Consider the following 20,230-nt stretch of genomic DNA (forward strand, 5'->3'; position numbering starts at 1 on the left):
AGGAAGGGCGCGGTAGCATCGGCCCGGTACGCCCGCCGGCCTCCCATGCGCCCGCCGGCCCCCCCCGTACCAGGAGACGAAGCACCGTGGCCGAGCTGCTGAAGGGAAACGTGTTGCTGGTGGATGACGACCCCGCCGTGGCCAAGGTGCTCGGCGCGCTGCTGGGCCAGGTGGGGCTGACCGTGCACACGGCGTCCAACGGACAGGAGGCGCTCGCCCTGCTGGGCCGCAAGCCCATCGACGTGGTGGTGAGCGACGTGCGCATGCCCGGCATGGGAGGCCTGGAGCTGCTGGCCGAGGTGGGACGCTCCTGGCCGGACGTCCCCGTCATCCTCCTCACCGCGCACGGCACCGTGCCGCTGGCGGTGGAGGCCATGAAGGCCGGTGCCGCGGACTTCGCCCTCAAGCCCTTCGACCGGGAGGAGATCCTCTTCAGCATCCGCAAGGCACTGCTCCGCGCGCAGCAGGAGGAGGGGGCGCGTCCGCTGGTGAAGGAGGCCAGCTCCTTCGTGGGCGGCAGCACCGCCATGGCCGAGGCGCAGGCGATGCTGACGCGGGCCGCCTCGGGCACGGCCACGGTGCTGTTGCGCGGCGAGTCCGGCACGGGCAAGGAGCTGGCCGCCAAGGCGGTGCACGACGCCAGCCCCCGGCGCGGCGGGCCCTTCGTGAAGCTGCACTGCGCGGCCCTGCCGGACACGCTGCTGGAGAGCGAGCTGTTCGGCTACGAGAAGGGCGCCTTCACCGGCGCGGCCACCCGCAAGCCCGGCCGCGTGGAGCTGGCCAGCGGCGGCACCCTCTTCCTCGACGAGATTGGCGACATCACCCCGCAGGTGCAGGTGAAGCTGCTGCGGCTGCTGCAGGAGCGCGAGTTCGAGCGGCTCGGCGGCACGCAGACGCTGAAGGTGGACGTGCGCTTCGTGGCGGCCACGCACCGCAACCTCGAGGAGATGGTGCGCAAGGGCGAGTTCCGCGAGGACCTCTTCTACCGGCTCAACGTGGTGCCGGTATGGCTGCCCCCGCTGCGCGCCCGGCCCGAGGACATCGAGCCGCTCGTGCGGCACTTCCTGGACGTACACGCGAAGGCCAACGGCCGGCCGCCCTTCACCCTGACGCCGGACGGGCTCGAGGCCCTGCGCGCCCAGCCGTGGCCCGGCAACGTGCGCCAGCTCCAGAACTTCATCGAGCGCCTGGTGGTGCTCTCCGACACCCCCATCCTCACCGGGGACGAGGTGAGGCGCGAGGTGGCGCGGCAGCCGGGCATCGTCCCCATGGCGCCGGCTCCCACGCCCGCGAGCCCCTTCCCGAACGCCCTGGCCATGCCCGCACCGGGCGGCGGCACCGGGAGCGAGGGACGCACCCTGGAGTCACAGCGCAAGGACATGGAGCGGCAGGCGCTGGTGGACGCCCTCGATCGCGCCGGGGACAACCGCACGCTCGCCGCGCGCCTGCTCGGCATCAGCCGGCGCACCCTCTACAACAAGCTCGAGGAGCACGGGCTGGTGTGAGCTACCGCCGCGCGGCCAGCCGGCGCATGAACAGGGGGGCGACGAGGAAGATGAGCAGGAGCCGCCCCACCTGCACGGCGAGCACCAGTGAGAGGCTGGCGCGGGTCTCCAGGGCGATGGCGAGCACCGAGTCGGCCCCACCGGGCGAGGTGGCGAAGTAGGTGGTGAGCAGATCCACCCCGCCCACGGAGGACCAGAGCCACGCGAGCAGCAGGCACCCGCCCACCATGGCCACCGCGGCCCCGAGGGCGCCGAGCATCACGCGCTTGAGCTCGAGCATGGCCGCCTCGTCGAAGTGGCTGCCCACGCGGGCCCCGATCGCCCACAACGCCACGGGCAGTACGCCCGGAGGCCAGGCGCCCACCGGAATGTCCAGGGCCGTGAGGGGAATTCCCAGCAGGAGTGGCCCGAGGAAGCCTCCCGCGGGCAGCTTCAGCCACGTCCCCGCCGCTCCGCCGATGACGGCGACGAGGGCTGTCGTGCCCCACGCCACCAGGGGAGACGGCGCTCCGGGCAGCGCCGCGACGGTGGCCACCTGCGTGTCCGGCATGGAGCCCGACCACCGGCCCACCACCGCCGCCACGACGATGACCACGCCCAGGCGCAGGTACTGGAAGAGCGTCACCAGCCGCGAGTCGGCACCGAGCTCCTCGCTCAGCGCCACCATGGCCGAGGCGCCTCCCGGCATCAGCCCGAGGGTGGCGGTGCGGACATCCACGCCGCCCAGCCGGGCGAAGCCGAGCGCCACCGCCTGGCCGATGACCACCACACCCACGACGTTGACGAGCGCGACGGGCCAGTGCTCGGCGAGCGCGCTCCACGCGGAGGGATTGAAGGAGGAGCAGAGGGTGGCGCCCAGCACGGCCTGCGAGGCCAGCAGCAGCGGGCGGGGCACGGGGACGTGCACCGACAGGGAGAGCGCGGCCACGAGCGACACCAGCATGCCCCCGAGGAGCGCACCGGCGGGAACACGCGTCCACTCGCCGAGCGCGGCGCCCAGCAGCGTCGCCACCGTCACCGCCCACACGCGGGAGCGCGGCCGTCCTTCGGGCTGGGAGTCCGTCGCCATGGACCTTCTCCCTACCCCAACCCCGCCGCGATGGGCATAGTGTGAGCGCCCCATGAGCATGGATGATCACGTCTTGGAGAAGCTCGGCTGGGGGCCCCCCTTCCAGGAGGCCTGGCGCTCCCGTGCGAGCGAAGTCGAGGAGCCGGCGCGCATCGGCGCCGACTATGGCGTGGAGTACGTGCTCTTCTCGGCGCGGGGAGATCTGCGGGCCACCATCCCCGGACGGCTGCGCATGGCCATCCGCAAGGGAGAGTCCGTGCGCCCGGTCGTCGGCGACTGGGTCACCTTCGAGCCCCAGAGCCAGGAGGGCACCACCGTCATCCAGTCGGTGCTGCCCCGGCGCACCCAGCTCGTCCGCAAGGCCGCCGGCCGGGCCGACGAGGAGCAGGTGGTGGCCGCCAACCTGGACGTGGTCTTCCTCGTCTCCGCGCTGACGAGGGACCTGAATCCGCGGCGGCTCGAGCGCTACCTGACGGTCGCCTGGGACAGTGGGGCCCAGCCCGTGGTGGTGCTCACCAAGGCGGACCTGTGTGAGGACGTGGAGGCGGCCCGCGAGCGCATCGCCGCCCTGGCCCCGGACGTCCCCCTGCACACCGTCAGCGCCTACACCGGCGAGGGGCTCGACGCGCTCTGGCAGTACATCGGCGGCAACCGGACGGTGGCGCTCATCGGCTCGTCCGGCGTGGGCAAGTCCACCCTCATCAACCGGATGCTGGGCTCCGCGCGCATGGAGGTGGGCACCACGCGCGAGGACGACAAGGGCCGGCACACCACCACCCACCGCGAGCTGTTCGTGCTGCCGCAGGGCGGCCTCGTCATCGACACGCCCGGCATGCGCGAGCTCGGGTTGATGGAGAGCGACGAGGGCCTGCGCACCGCCTTCACGGACATCGAGGAGCTGGCGGCCGGGTGCCGCTTCAGCAACTGCCGCCACGAGAAGGAGCCGGGCTGCGCCGTCCACGAGGCCATCCGCGGCGGGCAGCTCGCCCCGGAGCGCCTGGAGAGCTACCTCAAGCTCGGCCAGGAAGTGGCCCGCCAGGAGCCCCGCGTGAAGCCGGACACGAAGAAGGCCCCGCGCTCCTCCACGGACTCCCAGAAGAAGCGCGGCCGGTGACGGGCCCCCAGGGGCTCAGTGCAGCGGCCGGGAATGGCCGGAGTCCCTCACCGCCTCGGCCAGCGCCTCGAGCTCCACCTCGAAGTCCTCGATGAGCTCGCGCGGATCCGGTACCAGGCCCTCATCCGCCGCCACGCCCAGCGTCACGTGGCCCGCGTAGCTGAAGATGCTCAGGCCCACGCCCAGCCGTGCCGCCATGGGCACCCAGAACATCACTCCCGCGAGCCTCGCCCCCGCCAGGTACACCGGACGCTTCGGCCCCGGGACGTTCGTCAGCACCACCGAGGCCTTCTTCCTCATCACGTCCACCGCCATCCGCTCCACCGGCGCCGGCGCCATCCCCGCCGCGGACAGCATGCCGAACACCACCGCCGCCTCCGGCGAGCGCTTCAGCTTGTCCATCCGCCGCTTCAGCTCCCACAGCCGCTCCACCGGGTCCTCCAGCCCGAGCGGCAAGGGCAGGAACACCACCCCGAACCGGTTGCCCAGCTCTCGCGGAATGGGCTCCCTCAGCGAGCGCAGGTTCACCGGCACCACCGCCCGCACGTCCTCGGGCGGCTGTCCGCGATCCTCCATGAAGCGGCGCAGCATCCCCGCCACCACCGCCATCACCACGTCGTTCACCGTGCTGCCCGTGCCGTGGCCGATCTCCCTCACCTTCCCCACCGGCACCGGCCGTGACCAGGCCACCTGCTTCACCCGTCCCAGCTCACCCGTGAAGGGCGACGGCGGATCGTTCATCAGCGTCAGCAGCCGGCTCAGCGCCGAGGCCCCTCGCGCGCCCTCCACCGCCAGGTCCATGAGCTGGATGGGCTCGGCCAGCAGCTCCGCGCCCCGCTTCCACGCCGCCCGCGTCGAGCCCACCACCGTCCGTGCGCCCCGCAGCAGCCGGGTCAACGTCCCCGGGGCCTCCTCCGCTTCCTCGAAGTAGCCGGCCCTCCCGCCGCCACCGTCCGCGCGCTCGTCCGTCAGCGACAGCAGCACCCGCGCCAGCGAGATGCCATCCGCGATGCAGTGGTGCACCCGCATCAGCAGCGCGCTCCCCTCCTCGTACCCCTGGATGACGTGCAGCTCCCAGAGCGGGCGGGAGAAATCCAGGGGCGTGCTCATGGACTCGCCCACCATCCGCTCCAGCTCGGCCCGGTCTCCGGGGGGCCGCAGCCGCGTGCGCCGCAGGTGCGTCTCCAGGCGGAAGTCCGGATCGTCCTCCCAGCGCGCCGTCCCCAGCAGCCCTCCCGTCACCACCCGCTGCCGGAAGCGCGGGTAGCGCTCCACCAGCCGCTCGTGCACCACGTCCTTCAGCCGCTCCCAGTCCAGGGGCTCGTCGAACCAGAGCACCGCCGTGATGACCATGAGGCTGGTGGGCTCCTCCATCTGGAGCCACGACGCGTCGGAAGGGTGCATCCGCTCGGACATATCCGTCTACTCTGCCTGTTCCGCCGTCTGACGGCGGAACTGAAACGTCTGCAGCGAGGGCGTCTTCGCGGTCAGGGTGAGCGTGTCTCCCTCCACATCGTACGTGTACAGGGTCGGCTGGAACTTGCCCTTGGACAGGCCGATGACGCGCGGCTTGCCGCACACCGGCCCCACCGCTTGTCCGGACTTCGTCCGCAGCTCCACCGTGTCGTCCTTCTCGTTCACCTGGAAGGCGCCCCAGGCGCGGACCTCCAGCGCGTTGCCCCGGCCCAACGTGGCGTCCTCCAGCTTCGTCCGCAGCAGGAAGCACCCTCCGGGCGTCACCTCCAGCGCGCGCGCGTAGTCCGGGCGCGGCTCCGCGTCCGTGTTCTCCTGTCCGACGATCTTCGCCTTCTCCTCCGGGCGGATGCTCGCCGCCTCCAGCGACCAGCGGCCCACCAGCTCCTTGGGCACCGCCCCCGAGCCCAGCGAGGCGTCCGCGCACGGGTCCGGGGACTCCTTCTCGGGGCTGCGCGGCGCGGGCTCGAAGGTGCGCCCGCATTGCTTGCCACACACGCGCGCCACGCAGTCCGAGTCGTCCGGTCCGCAGCCGGACTTCGCCGCGCACTGCGCGAGCGCCCCCAGCGCCTTCTCGCAGCCCTTGGCCAGGCACCGCTCCACACACGACACATCGATGCACTGGGCCACGCACACCCAGTTGGCCGAGCCGCACCGGCCGGCCAGGGTGCGCGCTCCGCCCCCGGCCTGCTGGCCGCCGGGGGCCTGGGCACCAGCGGACGACGTCAACAGCAGGGAGAGCAGGATGAATCGGGAGACAGGCAGACGGGTACCCTCACAGGAAGCTCCATCGCCATGTGGTGATGTCCGACAGCTCCGGCAACGACAGCTCCAGGCAGATCGTCTCGTAACGGGCAAAGTCCCGGGAGTCCATCCGCAGCAGTAGTACCGGGGTACATGCCCGCGGGCGCTCGGGGAAGGTGTCGAAGGAGAAGCTCGGAGTCGAAGCGGGCCCGGTAGAAGAGGCACAGGCCGTCCATGCGCCCCTCGTGCACCACCGGCCGCGCCAGGCGCAGGCGCTGGGGCAGCGAGCCCGCGCGCAGCGTCTCCAGGTCGAGCGCGAAGGCCGGCTCCGGGTGGCACAGCAGCCGCTCCACGTCCTGCGGCCGGACGAAGCGGGTGAAGTACGCGGGACTCATCGTGTCCCGCAGCACCTGCAGGCAGCTCAAGTCCACATCCGGCACCTGCTGGTTCCAGATGAAGGGCAGGCGCGCCTCCTCGCGCAGTTGCACCGGCTCGAAGAAGACCTCGAAGCGGTTGGGGAGGATGCGGCCGCCGTCCACCAGCAGCCTGTCGCGCAGGCCCAGCAGCCGCGGAATGAGCCCCGCGTCGAAGAGCGCGTCCCCGAGCTGCTCGTGCAGCAGGACGTCCACCTTCTCCGGAGGGCGGAAGCGCGCGCTGTCCGTGCGCACGAATTCGATGTCCGGCACCCCGTTGCGCCGGGCCACCCAGCGCGCCGTGTCCAGGTTGCGCGAGGCATCCACCGCGTACAGCTTGCGCGGGCCCCGCTTCGAGGCGAGCAGGGCCCGCAGTCCGGTGCCCGTGCCCACGTCCACCACCACCTGGCCCGGCCGCACGTAGCGCTCGATGGCGCGCTGGTACGCCTCCACGCGCCCGGCGTCCACCAGCCCCGAATCCCGGGGGGCCGGGCTGGACAGCTCCGGCGCGTCCACGAGCATGTTGCGCAGCGTCCCCACCAACGGCAGGTGGCGCAGCTTCGACTGGAGGTCACCCCAGGCCTGACGCGGCAGATTTCTCAGGTTCGCCATACTTCCCCCCACGGCGCACAGCGCCGGTTTCCGGCCCAACAACAGGAAACTCCTGAATACGCGGAAGGTAGGGGCTGGGGAAGAGCCGGCGCCCCCGACGTGTACCCGAGGACAATGAGACTTTCCGAGGATGAACACTCACGGACCGTGACGGAGTTGTTCCTGGCCTTTCGCGGAGCCGTGGGGGGCACGAGAAGCGCGGCTCGGATTTGCGACTTTCGCGGGGTGTTTCCGTTCTCTCTTTTGAGAACTCCACACTCGCAGCCCCCCCAGGTCATCCATGCGCACCTCTCGCACCCTCGGCATGTTCCTCCTCGCTTCGCTCCTCGGGACGGGGACGGAGGCCCTGGCCTCTCCCGGCGCCTCCTCGCCCGCCGCCGAGCGCCCGCTGCGGATCCTCCTGACCAGTGACGACGGCATCAACGCGTCCGGCCTGCGCCTGCTGCGCGACACGCTGTGCGCCGCCGGCCATCAGGTGACCGTCGTGGCGCCCTCCGCCGACCGCAGCGGCAGCAGCGGCGCGCTCGGCCTCAACCTGTACCTGCGCGCCACGCGCTCGGAGTTCTCGTGCGGCGGCACGCCGGGCGAGGCCTGGGCCATCACGGGTTCGCCCTCCGACTCCGTCCTCTTCGGCCTGTCGGCGGTGCTGGGAGACGTGCCTCCCGACCTCGTCGTCTCGGGCATGAACTCCGGCCAGAACGTGGGACGCGCGGTGAACCACTCGGGCACGGTCGGCGCGGCCGTCACCGCCGCGGAGGAAGGCGTGCCCTCCCTGGCCGTGAGCATCTCCATCCACATGCAGGACGCGAGCACGGGCTTCTCGCAGACCGGCGCGGCGGCGCCCCATGCCGCGGCCTTCGTCAAGGAGCTGATTGCCCAGTTGCGTGAGACCGCCCGGCCCGGCGAGCCGCTGCTGCCTGGCCGGGTCGCCCTCAACGTCAACTACCCTGTCGTGCTCGATGCCGAGGGGAAGTTCGACCCCGCGCTCGTGCAGCCGCCCCGCGTGACGAGCGTGGGACACGCGGAGGTGGTCCGCCCGCGGTACTACCGGGTGGACGCCAACGGCATCTACTACTCGGCGGGGCACATCTGCGGGCTCGACATCCAGTGCGCCCCCGAGACCCAGCAGGACGCCGACACCACCGCGTTGGAGCAGGGCGCCATCTCCATCACCCCGCTCGCGGTGGACGGGTCGGCGCGCCCGGGCCAGGGCTGGCTGAACTCGAGGCTGCGCCGCCCGTGAGTCAGGAGCGGCCCAGCACCTTCAGCTTCAGCGTCCCCTCGAAGGGCTGGGTGTAGTCCGCGGCGTCATAGCCCCGCATCCGCATGTGCATCTCGGCTTCGGGGCGGGTGCGGAAGATGGTCCAGGGCTTCTCGGCGATCGTCGCGACCGTGTAGAGCATCATCCGGGGGATGGGACCGGGGATGGCGCACACCACCTCCGTCGTCCGCTCCACCAGCTCGCGGTCGAGCTCCTTGAACGCGCTCGCATAACCGATGCGCGCGTTCACCATCCCGGTGCCCTCGTGGAAGAAGCAGAAGGTGCCCGGCTGGTTCTTGAGGAGCTGGCGGATCTGATCGCACAGCGCCTTGCCGTTGAGCTCATCGCCCTGCTCGGGATGCTTGATGAGCACCAGGCAGGTCGCCAACGGAGGTGCCCGGAGACTTTCCAGGGCCGCTCGCGTCATGGACGCACGGTTGGAGGCATGAGGTCCTGGCTTGGAGGGAACGGGCATGACGGTTCGATTCTATCCTCGGGAACGACATTCACCGGAGCGACTCTGGTGGAGCGATCGTTCACCTTGATTCATGGCGCGATTCAGACGGAAAGATGTGTCCGCACCACTCTCGGAATTCCGGTGTGCTCTTGGAGAACGGGAAGACAGATGGCTGGAGTGTGACAAGGTGAGAAGGCACGGCGTGCGCGGAGTCCACGAGGTGCGCACCATGACGGCCACGCGGCTCTTCCCGTGGAGCGTGCCCCATGCGTCGCACATCCTCCTTCCTCGTTCGTTCCGCCCTCGCCGCCGTGCTGCTGTGCTCGGCCGCATGCCAGCCCCCCACGGACCCCGATGAACCACCGGGCCCCGGCTCCGACGCGGGCACCGGCTCCGGTACTGACGCGGGCACAGGCGCTGGTCCTGACGCGGGCACCGGCTCCGGCTCCGACGCGGGCACCGGCTCCAGCCCTGATGCGGGCACAGGCTCCAGCCCTGATGCGGGCACCGGCTCCAGCCCCGACGCGGGCACCAGCGGCAGCACGATGACCGCGCGCCCGATCAGCGCGTTCAGGGATGGCGTCATCACCTACTACTGGGAGGCGACGGGCGAGGGCAATTGCAGCTTCGATCCCACCCCGGAGGATCTGGACGTCGCCGCCATCATCAAGACCGAGTACCAGGGCAGCGCGGTGTGCGGCGCCTGCGCCGAGATTCAGGGGCCCAAGGGCACCCTGCGCGTGCGCATCGTGGATAGCTGCCCCGACTGCACCACGCCGGGCCATCTGGACCTGAGCCCCTCGGCCTTCGCGAAGCTGGCGGACATGGCCGCGGGCCGCGTGCAGGTGAAGTGGCGCTTCGTCACCTGCCCCGTGACCGGGCCCCTCCGCTACCGCTTCAAGGAGGGCAGCAGCCAGTGGTGGACCGGCATCCAGGTGCGCAACCACCACAAGCCCATCCGCAAGCTGGAGTGGTGGAACCTCGTCACCTGGGTGGAGGTGCCGCGCCAGGACTACAACTACTTCGTCCAGCCCACGGGCCTCGGCCTGGGACTCGTTCCGCTGCGCGTCACGTCGTGGGATGGAGAGGTGGTCCAGGACACCTTGCCCGGAATCCTGGACTCGCGGATCGTCAGCGGTCTCCGCCAGTTCTCCCCGCTTCCGTGAGACCTCCCACGTCCGCTGCACACTGCACTACTCGCCCCGAGGATCTTTCTCCCCAAGCCCTCGGGGATGTGGTGCGCTACGCGCGTTTCGTCCGGCTCGCGGCACGCGGTAGCGCGAGACGGGTCTCCGGTGGGGAGGCGCCATGAGCAGGAAGAAGCACGGGGACGAGAACACCTGGGCTCTCATCCGGGAGAGCCTCGACGACTTCAGGCCGGCCCACCTCGCGGCACGTCTCCGGCAGTACCTGGCCCCCCACCTGCCCACGGGCACCCGGCACCTGGACGAACGCACGCGCCGCACGCTCCACGAGGGCGTGGACGCGCTGCTCGCCGAGCACGCCGGGGCCTGGTACACCCACGGCTTCCACGGCCTCTTCCCCCGCCAGGACGAGCCGTCCGGCCTGGACGTGGAGGGCAACATCGAGCGCATCCTCTCCGCGCTCGGCGTGGCCCACGAGTGGCTCTGCACGCTCGACACGTACTTCCGCTCCGTGGCGCTGCCGCCGGACGAGGAGGATCGCGCGGCGGTGCTGTCGGACGCGGTGCGGCGGGTCATCGCGCTCACCGCCGAGGCGACGGGCGGCGCGGAGGCCTGGCACCCCTATGCCCACCGGGCCCTGGGCTGGCTGTTGGAGTCACAGGGACTCCGCCGCACCGAGCGCGTGGAGCAAGCACTGCGCGAGGCCCTGGCGGACTTCACCCGTACGGCGCCCTCTTCCGAGCAGGCCCGCCGGGCTGCGGACCTCATCGCGCTGGCGGCGGTGAAGGAGGACCGCTCCCGCCGCGAAGGCGTCTCCTGAGAGGGGGCGTGGAGGAGTCAGGCGGGCTGGATGCCGAGCCGCTCGTCCCTGCGCCGGAGCCAGGCGACGAACGGGAGCGACAGGAGCACCATCCACGCCTTGCCCACCACCTGCCCCGCGAGGAAGTCGAGGCTCCCGAAGGCGAGCTGGAGGAAGAGGACGCTGTCGACGACGAGGCCCACGAGGCTGCTGGCGAGCACGGCCAGCACGAGGCCGCGCCGCTGCAGGGGCGTGTAGACGGCGAAGTCGGCCAGCTCCGAGATGGCGAAGGCAGCGCTCGAGGCGACGACGAGGGGCGGGGGGGCGAGCAGCGCGGAGAGCACCGCGCCCAGGGTGATGGCCAGCAGCGTCCAGCCCTTGCCCAGCCGGCGCTGTACCAGGTCGCGCAGCACGAAGGCGATGCCGACGACGAGGACGCCACTGGGGGCGAGCAGGCCCGGCCCCACGGGGAGCAGACAGGGCCCCTGGTCCGGGCACACCACACCCACATGGCCGATCATCCAATTGGACAGCGGAATCGAGGCTCCGAAGCCCGCCAGATAGATGAACCCCTCGGTTCGACGCTGCTCCATTGCTGCCTGCTCCACGACGAGAAGAAGGGGGCCGAGCCACCCGGGCGCGCCGAATAGCACGTTTCCTGGAGGCTGTCAGAATGGGGCCCATGAGCCAGACCCGCATCGGCATGGTGCTCCGCGCGGCGCAACGGCTGGGGCTCGGATGACATGCCCGCTTTCGACAGAGCCACCTTCGATGACTCGCGCTGGCCCCTGCTGCACCTCGGGCTGCCGGGAACGCTGCCCGCCCATGGGCACGAGGCGTGCCTCGCCACCCTCGCCGGCTACCTGGGGCGCGGGGAGCGGTTCATCCTCCTCGTCGACCTGAGCCGGATCGGCCTGGTGCCCATCGAGCAGCGCTGGCGCCAGGTGGAGTGGTTCGAGGAGCACGAGCGGGCCCTGCGCGAGCAGGTGGTGGGCTCGGCCATCATCCTCGTCTCGCCGATCGTCCGGCTGTCGCTCAGCGCCATCCTGTTCTTCAAGCCGCTGCCCGTGCCGCTGGCCACCTTCCCCCACCTGGCGGCCGCGGAGGCCTGGGCGGCCGAGCGCCTCCAGGAGGCGGGGCTCACCCAGGCCAGGAGGCGCTGAGGCGCGCTACATCATCGGCGCCGTGGACTCGAGCTCCTGCGTCTCCAGCAGGCCCGTCTGCTTGAGCAGGGGCTGGGTGCTGGGAGCGCGGCCGCGGAACTCCTGGAAGACCTCCAGCGGGTGGCGGCTGCCGCCGAGCGCGAGCACCGTGTCGCGGAAGCGCCGGCCAGTGCGCGACAGCGCCTGCGCGTCGGACAGCCCCGCCTCCTCGAAGGCGGAGAAGGCATCCGCGGAGAGGACCTCGGCCCACTTGTAGCTGTAGTAGCCCGCGGCGTACCCGCCCGCGAAGATGTGGGTGAAGGAGCAGAGGAAGCGATCCTCCGGGAGCGGCGGGAGCACGGTGTTCTCCTTCGCCACGCGCTTCTGCACCTCGAGGAATCCGGCCTGCCCGTCGCCGCCGGGCTGGTAGCGGTGGTGCAGCTCCAGGTCCAGCGTGGCGAAGTACACCTGGCGCAGCGACATGGAGGCGGCGCGGAAGATGCGTCCGGCGCGGATCTTGTCCTGCAGGTGCTTGGGCAGCGGCTCGCCGGAGTCCACGTGGCGGGCGAGCCGGGAGAGGGTCTCCTCGTGGAAGCACCAGTTCTCCATGAACTGGCTGGGCAGCTCCACGGCGTCCCACTCCACGTTGTTGATGCCGGCGGCCTCGGGGTAGTCCACGCGGGTGAGCATGTGCTGCAGTCCGTGGCCGAACTCGTGGAAGAGCGTCTCCACCTCGCGGAAGGTGAGGAGCGCGGGCTTGTTGCCCACCGGAGGCGTGGCATTGCAGACGAGGTAGGCCACCGGCAGCCGCAGGCTCCCATCCGGCTGGCGCTTGCGGTCGAGCGCGCCATTCATCCACGCTCCACCGCGCTTGGTGGCCGGGCGGCTGTAGGGGTCCAGGTAGAAGGCGGCGATGTCCTTGCCGGACTCGTCGGCCACGCGGAAGAACTGGACGCTCGGGTCCCACACGGGGACCTCGCCGTTGGCGGCGCGCACCGTGACGCCGAAGAGGCGCTTCGCGGTGTCGAACAGGCCGTCCAGCACGCGGGGCAGCGCGAAGTACGGACGAAGCTCCTCGTCGGTATAGGCGTAGCGCTCCTCGCGCAGCCGCTCGGCCCAGAAGGGCACGTCCCACAGCTTCAGCTCGAGCGAGGCATTGCCCGTCTTGCGGCGGGCGTACTCGGTGCAGCTCGGTCAGCTCGGCCTGGGCGCGGGAGCGGGCGGCGTCTCGCAGCTCACCGAGCAGCTTTTCGACGGCCTGCACGCCGGGCGCCATCTTCGCGGCGAGGCTCACCTCGGCGAAGGACGGGTAGCCGAGCAGGCGCGACTTCTCCCGGCGCAGGGTGAGGATGCGCTCGATGAGGGGGCCGTTGTCCGAGTCGCCGGAGGAGGCGCGGGTGACGAAGGCGCGATAGAGCTTCTCGCGCAGCTCGGGGCGGCGCGAGTGCTCCATGAAGGGCCCGAAGCTGGGAGCATCCAGGGTGATGCGCCAGGGACCCTTCTCGGGGGTGGGCTCGGGGGCTCCCTCGGCCAGTCCCTGCATCGCCATCTGGGCGGCCATGGCGAGCGCACTGGGCGGCAGACCCTCCACCTCCTCGGGCTTCGTGAGCGTCATGGACCAGGCCTTGTTGGCGTCGATGACGTTGTTGGTGAAGCGGGTGGAGAGCTCGGCCAGCTCGCGCTCGATCTCCTGGAAGCGCTCGCGGGCCTCGCCCTCGAGGCCCACACCGGACAGCTCGGCGTCGCGGATGGAGGCGTCGACGACGCGGTGCTGGGCCGGATCGAGCTTCTTCCACTCCGGCCCCTCGCGCAGGGCCTTGAGTGCCCGGTAGAGGGGCCCGCTCTGGCCGATGCGCATGAAGGTCTCGACGACATCCCCCTCGACGGCGGAGTGGGCCTGGCGCAGCTCGGGGCTGTTCTGCACACCCATGAGGTGGTTCACCGCGCCCCAGGCGAGGCCGAGCGGCTCGGTGATGGCGGACAGGCGCGCCACCGTCCCCTCCCAGGTGGGCTGGACGTCGCGCTCGAGGGCATCGAGGTCGGCGTTCAGGCGCGTCAGCAGCTCGCGGATGGCCGGCTCGACATGCTCCGGGCGGATACGGTCGAACTTCGGAAGTCCTTCGTTCTGAAGCAGCGGATTGTCGGCAATGGTCGCAGTCATCACCCGCTGACGTTAGGGCAGCGGCTCGCGGTTGGCAGCAATCGCGAGAGGGATGCCAGGCGGGCAGTCAGGGAGTGCACGTCCCCGGCCCGAGGCAGGCCCACCGGGAGGTTGGAGGGGAACAGACATGCCCTGGGACTTCACCTTGACAGGGCCCGGGGAGCGCTGCACTCACAGCGGACCATGCTCGCCCTCGTCCTCGCGGCCTCGCTCGCCGCCGCCCCCGCGCCCCGCGCCGCCAGCGCCTCGGGGACCGTCGTCCACATCCCTCGGCTGGATGAGATCCAGGGGGTCACCGCCTTCCTGGACCGTGCGGGACAGCACGCGGCCCTGCTGCGGCCCATCGTCTGGTACGCCGAGCTCCACCCCTGGCTCTCGTTCGACCCCAGCCAGCCGGACACCCTCACCCGCCTGGGCATCGACCCCACGGGCCCCATGACGGTGTCCCTGCGCTCCAATGGCCGTATTTCCTGCACGCGGCTGAAGGACCCGAAGCTCTTCCAGGAGAAGGCCGCCGGGATGCTGATCTCCGGCAGTGGCAAGACGGAGGTGAAGCCCACGACCTCGGGCGGAGTCACCACGGTGAGCATCCCGCGCGAGTCCGGAGGCAATGCCGGTTACGCCCTCAAGGGCCAGGAGGCGTGTGCCTTCTCGACCACGGGCGGGGGCTTCGTCGACGATGGGCAGGGAGCGGTGATGGTGAAGGAGGTCTCGCGGCTGGTGGGCAAGGCGCCCAAGCCGGACGCGCGGCTGGGGCAGCTTCCCGGAGCCGTCTACGTGCTGCTGCCCGGGCGGGGCATGGTGGTGGGCGTGGATGGCAGCGCCACGGAACTGCGGCTGGAGGGGACGGCCACACAGCTTCCGCTGCCGCCCTTCCAGACGACGGGGACGAGCCCCTACGGGACGATGAAGCCCGAGGGGATGCTGTTCTCGCGGGCGCGGGTGGCACCGTCCGGGGTGAGCCAGGCGGTGGGGAGCGTGCGCGCACTCATCCAGCAGGCGTGCCCGGCCTGTCCTCCGGCCGAGGTGTCGTCAATCTCTCGCGCGGTGTCCGAGCGCCTCACGGGCAACGTGCTGGTGGTGGTGGACAGCGTGAAGTCGCGCCCCAACCTGCGCACGCCCGAGGGCCGCTTCTTCGCCTCGCGCCAGGCGGTCGCCGCCGAGGTGACGGACGCCGCGGCGATGAAGGCCGCACTCGCCCCGGTGGCGAAGTTCCCCGGAGCGAAGGCGCTGGCGGACGGGTACGCGTTGGACGTGAAGGGAGGCACCCTCTTCGTCCGGCTGAAGGGCAAACAGCTCGTGGTGGGCAACGACGAGGCGGTGGTGCAGGCGCTTCTGACGGCGCTGCCGCAGGGAGGCGCGAAGCTGCCGCACGCGGTGGACTTCACCGTGGACCCGAAGCGGCTGGCGAGCGGGTTGAACCAGGTGTCGCTGATGGACGTCGTCTCCAGCCAGGAGCTCGCGGGCCTCTTCACCGTGGGACTGGAGCTGGGGCCGCTGCTGGCCAACAGCACGAGCATCTCGGGCTGGCTCGACAGCACCGGCGGGGCCCATCGCTTCTCCACCCTCTGGACGCTGCCCGCCGCGCCTTGAGGATTACGCCAAACGAGCACCTCCAAGGCCCGACCAATCATCAAAGAGCGGGATTGAAGGTGCCCGCCTTCCACTCCTGCAGTGTCCACTCCGCAGTAAAACCCACCAGGCTCCTGGGGATTTTCGCCAGTTCGGCGAGCACGCGCTCTGCTTCGCTGGGTGCGAACTCGAGCGCATACGAAGCAACCCAGTAGCGAGTTCCTGGCGCGGGAGAATCCATCAACTTCAGTAATTGCCGCTGCGCCTCGGGGCCTCGCTCCCTCAACTCCCTACGGATCGCCACGAGGACGTCGAACTTACGATTCGCAGCCTTGGGCTTCGCCCCTTCGATGTCACGCCCATGACCAGCCGAAAGGGTTCCAAACTCCTCAACCAGCTGCTCCGTCGAGAGCGTCTTCCAGTGTGCCTTTTTCATAGAATGACTCCAAACCGCTTCAAGGTCTTCAAACCGAAGGCTCGTTGCTGCTCGTAGGATTGATTGCGGAGCCATTCACGAACCACCATTCCACCCGCAGCATCTTGCCTGGACGAGTAGAACGCACTGATCTCCTCGTGCACGTTCTTATCCAAGGCAATCACGTTCTCGGTGTTGTGAAGGGCTTCGTGACCAAATCGCTCTACGTTGCCTCGGTGCTGCTCGATGATGTGGTGCCACTGCTTCCCCTCGCCCGCCTTCCCCATGTAATCCTTGAAGTCCTTGAAGGATTTGAAGGCCCGATGCCCATTGGATAGAAGCCTGCCCTCCTTGCTGGTCTTGTCCGTCTTGCTCGGGGAGGGATTCTGGCGCGGCTCACCACCGGACATGGCCAGGGCGTTGGCTGGCAGCACGACGCGGATGGTGCCCTCGGCCACCGATACGATGACCCGCTCCGTCCCGGCCGCCGCCCCAAGCACGCGCACACCACCATGCTGCACACCCCGAAGTGAAGCGTTCGCGAACCCCGGCAGATTCGGTGCCCTGGACATCAGCGCGGCCGTTTCACCAATCGCCGCCGTACCCACCATGACCAGGATGCGCACGCTGTTGGGCCCGATCCGCTGACCGAACCGCTCGCCTGCCTCGCGCAGTTCCGCGAAGGTGGTGGCCCGAGCGGACTCCTCCGAGAGCACCATCCACCCCTCGAGGAGCCCCCAGAATTCCATCCCCAGGTAGCTCCACATGAGGACGGTAAAGGCAGCCGCGGCCCCCTTCGATAACGGTTCGGGCAAGCCCCCAACGACGCCCCCCCTTAAAGACGCAGCCGTCGAGAGATTGGGTGGTCATCACCCACCCGCTCCATCCGTTCGTGGGGCGTGCATTCCCCGTGCAGCAGCGCCTGCGCTACCTCGGCCGCCCCAGCGTCGTGCTGCTGTTTCCCGATGGCCGGCTCGCGAAGGTTCCCGAGGATTGGACGGACCTACGGCCCAGGCCCCCACCGCTCGAGTTCCGAGGGAAATGTCCGAAGCTGCACCCTGAATCGCTCCGCGAGCTGAGTGTTCTTCTCGATGACTTGAGGAATAAGTCCCGGCTCCATGACCAGGAAGGTAGTGCGTCGGACGAGAAGCGCCAACGGCCGGTCATCGCCGGGCGAGCTCTTCACCGCACTGCCCGCGGCGGCCCGGCACGAGCTGCTGGGCGTGCTGGCCGACGTGCTGTTCAAGGCCCTCACCAAGGCTCCCGCGGGAAGCGAGGCAAGAGATGAGCACCAAGATTCGGTCAGAGCACCTGGCCAGACCCGCGCTGGTGTACATCCGCCAATCCACCCTGTTGCAGGTCCACGAGCACCGCGAGTCGACTGAGCGCCAGTACGCCCTGGTGGAGCTGGCCAAGAAACTCGGCTGGGACGCCACTCAGGTGGAGGTCATCGATGAGGACCTGGGTCAGAGCGGTGCCAGTGCCACCCGGCGCAAGGGCTTCCAGCGGCTGACGGCCGAGGTCAGCCTCGGCAAGGTGGGCGCCGTCTTGTCGCTGGAGGTGTCACGCCTGGCGCGCTCCTCATCCGATTGGCATCGGCTGCTCGACCTCTGTGCGCTCTCCGACACGCTCATCATCGATGACGATGGCGTCTACGACGCCAACGACTTCAATGACCGGCTGGTGCTGGGCATGAAGGGCACCATGAGTGACGCCGAGCGCCACTCCATGCGCCTGCGCCTGCAAGGCGGCATCCTGCACAAGGCGAAGAAGGGTGAGCTCGTCTATCCCCCGCCCACCGGCTACATCTTCGAGGACGGTGCGCTCGTCTTCGACCCCGACGAGCAGGTGCAGAAGGCCCTCCGTCTCCTCTTCGAGCGCTTCCGCCTGGAGGGCAGTGTCAGCGGCGCCGTGCGTTACTTCACCCGCAACAAGCTGCTCTTCCCCTCACGGCATGCCCACCGGGGCGCTCCGGCGGAAATTCGCTGGCACGCGTTGGATGTCCCGCGTGCCGTGTCCATCCTGCGCAATCCAGTCTACGCCGGAGCCTACGCCTGGGGCCGCAATCGCGACCGGCGCGTCCTCGTCGAAGGAGAGATGCGACGCAAGCACGAGACGCTCCAGGAGCCAGAGCAGTGGCATGCGTTCCTGCGCGATGCGCACCCCGCGTACATCTCCTGGGAGCAGTACCTGGAGAACTTGAAGCGCCTCGAAGACAATGCGGTCAGAGGGGCGCATGTGCGCGGCCGAGGTGCGCCACGCGGAGGTCCGGCGTTGCTCCAGGGGCTGGTGCTGTGCGGCAAGTGTGGCCGGCGGATGCACCCGGACTACTCCGTCGCCGACGACCCCAGCTACCAGTGCAGCCGGCGCATCTATGGCGAGGGCAACTGCTGGTCCACAGTCGCACGCCGCATTGACGACAAGATAGTCGAGACCCTGCTGGTGGCTTTCGCCCCGCCCGAATTGGACCTGTCGCTGGCGGTCCTCAAGGAGGTGGAGCGGCAGGCCGAGGAGGTCAACCGCCAGTGGAAGCTGCGCCTGGAGCGGGTGCGCTACGAGGCCCAGCGCGCCGAGCGCCAGTACAACGCCGTGGAGCCGGAGAATCGCGTGGTGGCCCGCACGCTGGAGTCGCGATGGAATCAGAAGCTCGAGGAACTCGCGCGGGTCGAGCATGAGTACGAGCAGGCCAGGAGCACCCGTCCGCTGGAAGCTCTCGGACAAGGACAAGAAGAAGATACTAACGCTGGCGGGCGACCTGCCCGCGCTGTGGAACGCGCCGACCACGACCAACTCGGACAAGAAGCGGATACTGCGGCTGCTCATCCAAGAGGTGGTGCTCTCGCCGGTGGACGTGCCCAAGCGGGCCACCCGCATCCGAATCCTCTGGAAGACAGGGGCCATCACCGAGTTGCAGACGCCTCGGCCCACATTTTCCGAATCCAGAAGGACGTCACCCCAAGTCATCGCCAAGATTCGCAAGCTCGCCAGGAAGCATTACTGCGATTCGCAAATAGCAGAGGAGCTCAACCGGCGTGGCTTGAAGAGCGGCCTGCGGCACACCTTCACCAACCGCCTGGTGGCGGGCATTCGCAAGCGAGAGGGCATTCGTGCTGGACGAACTGCTGGAGGATTCAGCATCCGCGCGCCCGAGCGCGACGAGCAGGGGCTCTATTCCGTCCGCGGTCTCATCGCGCATTTCGGAGTGACGGCCCCCATGGTCCACTACTGGGTCCACCGCGGCCTGATAACCCCCGTGCACAGCCGCACGCCCATGCACAAGTGGAACAAGGAGCCCTTCTGGTTCGAGATGACGCCCGAATTGGAGGCGCTCCTGGCCAGGGCGCGCGAGCAGGGCTACGCACCGGGCAAACCGCCGCATCACCGAGGTCACAGTCACCATCCGCGCCCGCCGGCTCGTCTGCCGGACGGCCGCTACTCCACGCGCGGGCTCGTCGAGAAGTACGGAGTAACCTGGGACACCGTGCGGTACTGGATAAAGAAGGGCATCCTCACGCCCGAGCGCGCTCTACCGAAGGGCAATTTCTGCTTCCGGCTGACCCACGAGGTGGAGCAGCTCATCCAGGCCGCCCTTGCTCGAAAACGGACGTCACGCCGTCCCACGCAGCACCACCATCATCACATCCATTCCCGCTAACACAGGTGTCCTGATGCAGGTTCCGGTGCCACGATCAAGGCCATGTAGGCCGTGATGGTAAGGCTCGCCATGGCCGCCACGCGCGTGGGGTCGAGCATCGTCCGCAACTCCGCGTCCACGCCTTCCAGCGCGGGTTCCACGGCCAGCGCCAGCGCGATGCGGCGCTTGTCATCGTCCTGAAGGCACGCCCCATCTTCGAAGAGGGAGAGACAATCGCCCGGAGTGCCGCGCCGTGCGCAGAAGCGTCCGTAGGACCCGGCCAGCTCCGGCTGACACGCCTGCCCTTCCATTGACCCGGAAGTCAGCGCGTACCTACGGCCTGCCCACATGGGCGCCGGCGCGGGCACCACCCGCAGCGGCATGTCCAGCACCAGACCCGCCATGGCGGTTGAGAACTCGGCATCCCCCACCTGCACCGGCGCGAAGTCCGTCGGCAGGGTAGCGAAGACCCGTGCCTCCCCATCCACTGCCGCTTCGCTCATGGGCGGTGCCGCCGTGGCGCACCCCACCAGCAGCACACCCAACGCCAGGGCCAGCACGCCCAGACGAGGGCACCACCCGATAGCTCGAACGACTCGATCGATGACGCGAAGGGTCATGCCACCGCGCATGGTGCTGTGCTCCAGAGGCGGCGGGAAGCATCGAGGGGTACGGGCCCTCGTCACTTCTAGACGCCTAGAAGTGGAATCGTAC

19 protein-coding genes and 2 pseudogenes are annotated in these 20,230 nt (G+C 69.7%); 10 read left to right on the top strand and 11 right to left on the bottom strand.

The window, feature by feature from the left end:
* The first annotated feature begins 86 nt into the window (after positions 1–86).
* The gene (locus tag ACN28I_RS21670; RefSeq protein ID WP_420943859.1) at positions 87–1,505 is read left to right on the top strand and encodes a sigma-54-dependent transcriptional regulator; all 1,419 of its coding nucleotides are present in this window, start codon (positions 87–89) and stop codon (positions 1,503–1,505) included.
* A 1-nt stretch (position 1,506) separates the two neighbouring features.
* Here the strand turns inward: ACN28I_RS21670 and ACN28I_RS21675 are convergent, their stop codons facing one another.
* Positions 1,507–2,574 (bottom strand): AbrB family transcriptional regulator, encoded by a 1,068-nt coding sequence (locus ACN28I_RS21675; protein ID WP_420943860.1) that lies wholly within the window; start codon positions 2,572–2,574, stop codon positions 1,507–1,509.
* 52 nt (positions 2,575–2,626) lie between these two features.
* Between ACN28I_RS21675 and rsgA the strand changes: the two genes are divergently transcribed.
* The gene (gene rsgA / locus ACN28I_RS21680) at positions 2,627–3,688 is read left to right on the top strand and encodes a ribosome small subunit-dependent GTPase A (RefSeq protein ID WP_420943861.1); all 1,062 of its coding nucleotides are present in this window, start codon (positions 2,627–2,629) and stop codon (positions 3,686–3,688) included.
* 15 nt (positions 3,689–3,703) lie between these two features.
* On the opposite strand, the gene ACN28I_RS21685 is transcribed toward rsgA, so the two are convergent.
* From ACN28I_RS21685 to ACN28I_RS21695, 3 genes are read right to left on the bottom strand one after another with little or no spacing between them, the layout of a single operon-like run.
* A complete protein-coding gene (locus ACN28I_RS21685) occupies positions 3,704–5,104 on the bottom strand; it encodes a WS/DGAT/MGAT family O-acyltransferase (RefSeq protein WP_420943862.1) in 1,401 nt (466 codons plus the stop codon).
* 6 nt (positions 5,105–5,110) lie between these two features.
* Positions 5,111–5,890, bottom strand: coding sequence for a hypothetical protein (locus ACN28I_RS21690; RefSeq protein ID WP_420943863.1), 780 nt, complete (start codon positions 5,888–5,890; stop codon positions 5,111–5,113).
* On the bottom strand, positions 5,887–6,930 hold the full coding sequence (locus ACN28I_RS21695; RefSeq protein ID WP_420943864.1) for a 50S ribosomal protein L11 methyltransferase: 1,044 nt from the start codon (positions 6,928–6,930) through the stop codon (positions 5,887–5,889). The genes ACN28I_RS21690 and ACN28I_RS21695 overlap by 4 nt, the downstream gene beginning before the upstream one ends.
* 280 nt (positions 6,931–7,210) lie before the next feature.
* On the opposite strand from ACN28I_RS21695, the gene surE reads away from it, so the two are divergent.
* Positions 7,211–8,173 carry a 5'/3'-nucleotidase SurE gene (gene surE, locus ACN28I_RS21700; RefSeq protein WP_420943865.1) on the top strand — a complete coding sequence of 321 codons (963 nt, stop codon included), beginning with the start codon at positions 7,211–7,213 and terminating at the stop codon, positions 8,171–8,173.
* A gap of 1 nt (position 8,174) precedes the next feature.
* Here the strand turns inward: surE and ACN28I_RS21705 are convergent, their stop codons facing one another.
* Entirely contained in the window at positions 8,175–8,564 is a 390-nt protein-coding gene (locus ACN28I_RS21705) for a hypothetical protein (RefSeq protein WP_420943866.1), read from the bottom strand.
* Positions 8,565–8,914: 350 nt separating this feature from the next.
* On the opposite strand from ACN28I_RS21705, the gene ACN28I_RS21710 reads away from it, so the two are divergent.
* Together ACN28I_RS21710 and ACN28I_RS21715 are read left to right on the top strand one after the other, a co-directional pair.
* Positions 8,915–9,814, top strand: coding sequence for an expansin EXLX1 family cellulose-binding protein (locus ACN28I_RS21710; RefSeq protein WP_420943867.1), 900 nt, complete (start codon positions 8,915–8,917; stop codon positions 9,812–9,814).
* A gap of 142 nt (positions 9,815–9,956) precedes the next feature.
* On the top strand, positions 9,957–10,613 hold the full coding sequence (locus ACN28I_RS21715) for a hypothetical protein (RefSeq protein WP_420943868.1): 657 nt from the start codon (positions 9,957–9,959) through the stop codon (positions 10,611–10,613).
* 17 nt (positions 10,614–10,630) lie between these two features.
* Here the strand turns inward: ACN28I_RS21715 and ACN28I_RS21720 are convergent, their stop codons facing one another.
* A complete protein-coding gene (locus ACN28I_RS21720; RefSeq protein WP_420943869.1) occupies positions 10,631–11,185 on the bottom strand; it encodes a VUT family protein in 555 nt (184 codons plus the stop codon).
* 150 nt (positions 11,186–11,335) lie between these two features.
* On the opposite strand from ACN28I_RS21720, the gene ACN28I_RS21725 reads away from it, so the two are divergent.
* Positions 11,336–11,755 carry a hypothetical protein gene (locus tag ACN28I_RS21725; protein WP_420943870.1) on the top strand — a complete coding sequence of 140 codons (420 nt, stop codon included), beginning with the start codon at positions 11,336–11,338 and terminating at the stop codon, positions 11,753–11,755.
* A gap of 6 nt (positions 11,756–11,761) precedes the next feature.
* Here the strand turns inward: ACN28I_RS21725 and ACN28I_RS21730 are convergent, their stop codons facing one another.
* Together ACN28I_RS21730 and ACN28I_RS21735 are read right to left on the bottom strand one after the other, a co-directional pair.
* Positions 11,762–12,862: a M3 family metallopeptidase gene (locus ACN28I_RS21730; protein WP_420943871.1), complete on the bottom strand. Its 1,101-nt coding sequence runs from the start codon at positions 12,860–12,862 to the stop codon at positions 11,762–11,764.
* A 109-nt stretch (positions 12,863–12,971) separates the two neighbouring features.
* Positions 12,972–13,895: pseudogene (locus tag ACN28I_RS21735) on the bottom strand (M3 family metallopeptidase); the annotation flags it as partial.
* A gap of 183 nt (positions 13,896–14,078) precedes the next feature.
* Between ACN28I_RS21735 and ACN28I_RS21740 the strand changes: the two are divergent.
* Entirely contained in the window at positions 14,079–15,488 is a 1,410-nt protein-coding gene (locus tag ACN28I_RS21740; RefSeq protein WP_420943872.1) for a hypothetical protein, read from the top strand.
* Positions 15,489–15,528: 40 nt separating this feature from the next.
* Here ACN28I_RS21740 and ACN28I_RS21745 read toward each other — a convergent pair whose 3' ends face one another.
* Together ACN28I_RS21745 and ACN28I_RS21750 are read right to left on the bottom strand one after the other, a co-directional pair.
* Positions 15,529–15,903, bottom strand: coding sequence for a DUF2019 domain-containing protein (locus tag ACN28I_RS21745; RefSeq protein WP_420943873.1), 375 nt, complete (start codon positions 15,901–15,903; stop codon positions 15,529–15,531).
* Positions 15,900–16,601, bottom strand: coding sequence for a hypothetical protein (locus tag ACN28I_RS21750; protein ID WP_420943874.1), 702 nt, complete (start codon positions 16,599–16,601; stop codon positions 15,900–15,902). Before ACN28I_RS21750 ends, ACN28I_RS21745 begins: the two co-directional genes overlap by 4 nt.
* Positions 16,602–16,744: 143 nt before the next feature.
* Here ACN28I_RS21750 and ACN28I_RS21755 point away from each other — a divergent pair, with 143 nt between their 5' ends.
* From ACN28I_RS21755 to ACN28I_RS21765, 3 genes and pseudogenes are all read left to right on the top strand, one after another.
* Complete coding sequence (locus ACN28I_RS21755) at positions 16,745–17,170, top strand: DUF5372 family protein (RefSeq protein ID WP_420943875.1); 426 nt, start codon at positions 16,745–16,747, stop codon at positions 17,168–17,170.
* A pseudogene (locus ACN28I_RS21760) lies at positions 17,167–18,252 on the top strand (recombinase family protein); the annotation flags it as partial. The gene ACN28I_RS21755 and the pseudogene ACN28I_RS21760, both read left to right, overlap by 4 nt.
* A 301-nt stretch (positions 18,253–18,553) precedes the next feature.
* Positions 18,554–19,537, top strand: a complete 984-nt coding sequence (locus ACN28I_RS21765) for a hypothetical protein (protein ID WP_420948890.1) — start codon at positions 18,554–18,556, stop codon at positions 19,535–19,537.
* On the opposite strand, the gene ACN28I_RS21770 is transcribed toward ACN28I_RS21765, so the two are convergent.
* Positions 19,534–20,148 (bottom strand): hypothetical protein, encoded by a 615-nt coding sequence (locus ACN28I_RS21770; protein ID WP_420943876.1) that lies wholly within the window; start codon positions 20,146–20,148, stop codon positions 19,534–19,536. The two genes, ACN28I_RS21765 and ACN28I_RS21770, sit on opposite strands and share 4 nt — an antisense overlap.
* Positions 20,149–20,230 lie beyond the last annotated feature (82 nt).

The organism is Archangium gephyra, assembly GCF_049060025.1.
GTDB classification, from domain to species: domain Bacteria; phylum Myxococcota; class Myxococcia; order Myxococcales; family Myxococcaceae; genus Archangium; species Archangium gephyra_A.

Coding starts and splice junctions, on each gene's coding strand:
- ACN28I_RS21675 (WP_420943860.1), bottom strand. CDS start 2,574: ATGGCGACGGACTCCCAGCCCGAAGGACGGCCGCGCTCCCGCGTGTGG.
- rsgA (WP_420943861.1), top strand. CDS start 2,627: ATGAGCATGGATGATCACGTCTTGGAGAAGCTCGGCTGGGGGCCCCCC.
- ACN28I_RS21685 (WP_420943862.1), bottom strand. CDS start 5,104: ATGTCCGAGCGGATGCACCCTTCCGACGCGTCGTGGCTCCAGATGGAG.
- ACN28I_RS21695 (WP_420943864.1), bottom strand. CDS start 6,930: ATGGCGAACCTGAGAAATCTGCCGCGTCAGGCCTGGGGTGACCTCCAG.
- surE (WP_420943865.1), top strand. CDS start 7,211: ATGCGCACCTCTCGCACCCTCGGCATGTTCCTCCTCGCTTCGCTCCTC.
- ACN28I_RS21710 (WP_420943867.1), top strand. CDS start 8,915: ATGCGTCGCACATCCTCCTTCCTCGTTCGTTCCGCCCTCGCCGCCGTG.
- ACN28I_RS21715 (WP_420943868.1), top strand. CDS start 9,957: ATGAGCAGGAAGAAGCACGGGGACGAGAACACCTGGGCTCTCATCCGG.
- ACN28I_RS21720 (WP_420943869.1), bottom strand. CDS start 11,185: ATGGAGCAGCGTCGAACCGAGGGGTTCATCTATCTGGCGGGCTTCGGA.
- ACN28I_RS21725 (WP_420943870.1), top strand. CDS start 11,336: ATGCCCGCTTTCGACAGAGCCACCTTCGATGACTCGCGCTGGCCCCTG.
- ACN28I_RS21740 (WP_420943872.1), top strand. CDS start 14,079: ATGCTCGCCCTCGTCCTCGCGGCCTCGCTCGCCGCCGCCCCCGCGCCC.
- ACN28I_RS21745 (WP_420943873.1), bottom strand. CDS start 15,903: ATGAAAAAGGCACACTGGAAGACGCTCTCGACGGAGCAGCTGGTTGAG.
- ACN28I_RS21750 (WP_420943874.1), bottom strand. CDS start 16,601: ATGGTGCTCTCGGAGGAGTCCGCTCGGGCCACCACCTTCGCGGAACTG.
- ACN28I_RS21765 (WP_420948890.1), top strand. CDS start 18,554: ATGAGTACGAGCAGGCCAGGAGCACCCGTCCGCTGGAAGCTCTCGGAC.
- ACN28I_RS21770 (WP_420943876.1), bottom strand. CDS start 20,148: ATGCGCGGTGGCATGACCCTTCGCGTCATCGATCGAGTCGTTCGAGCT.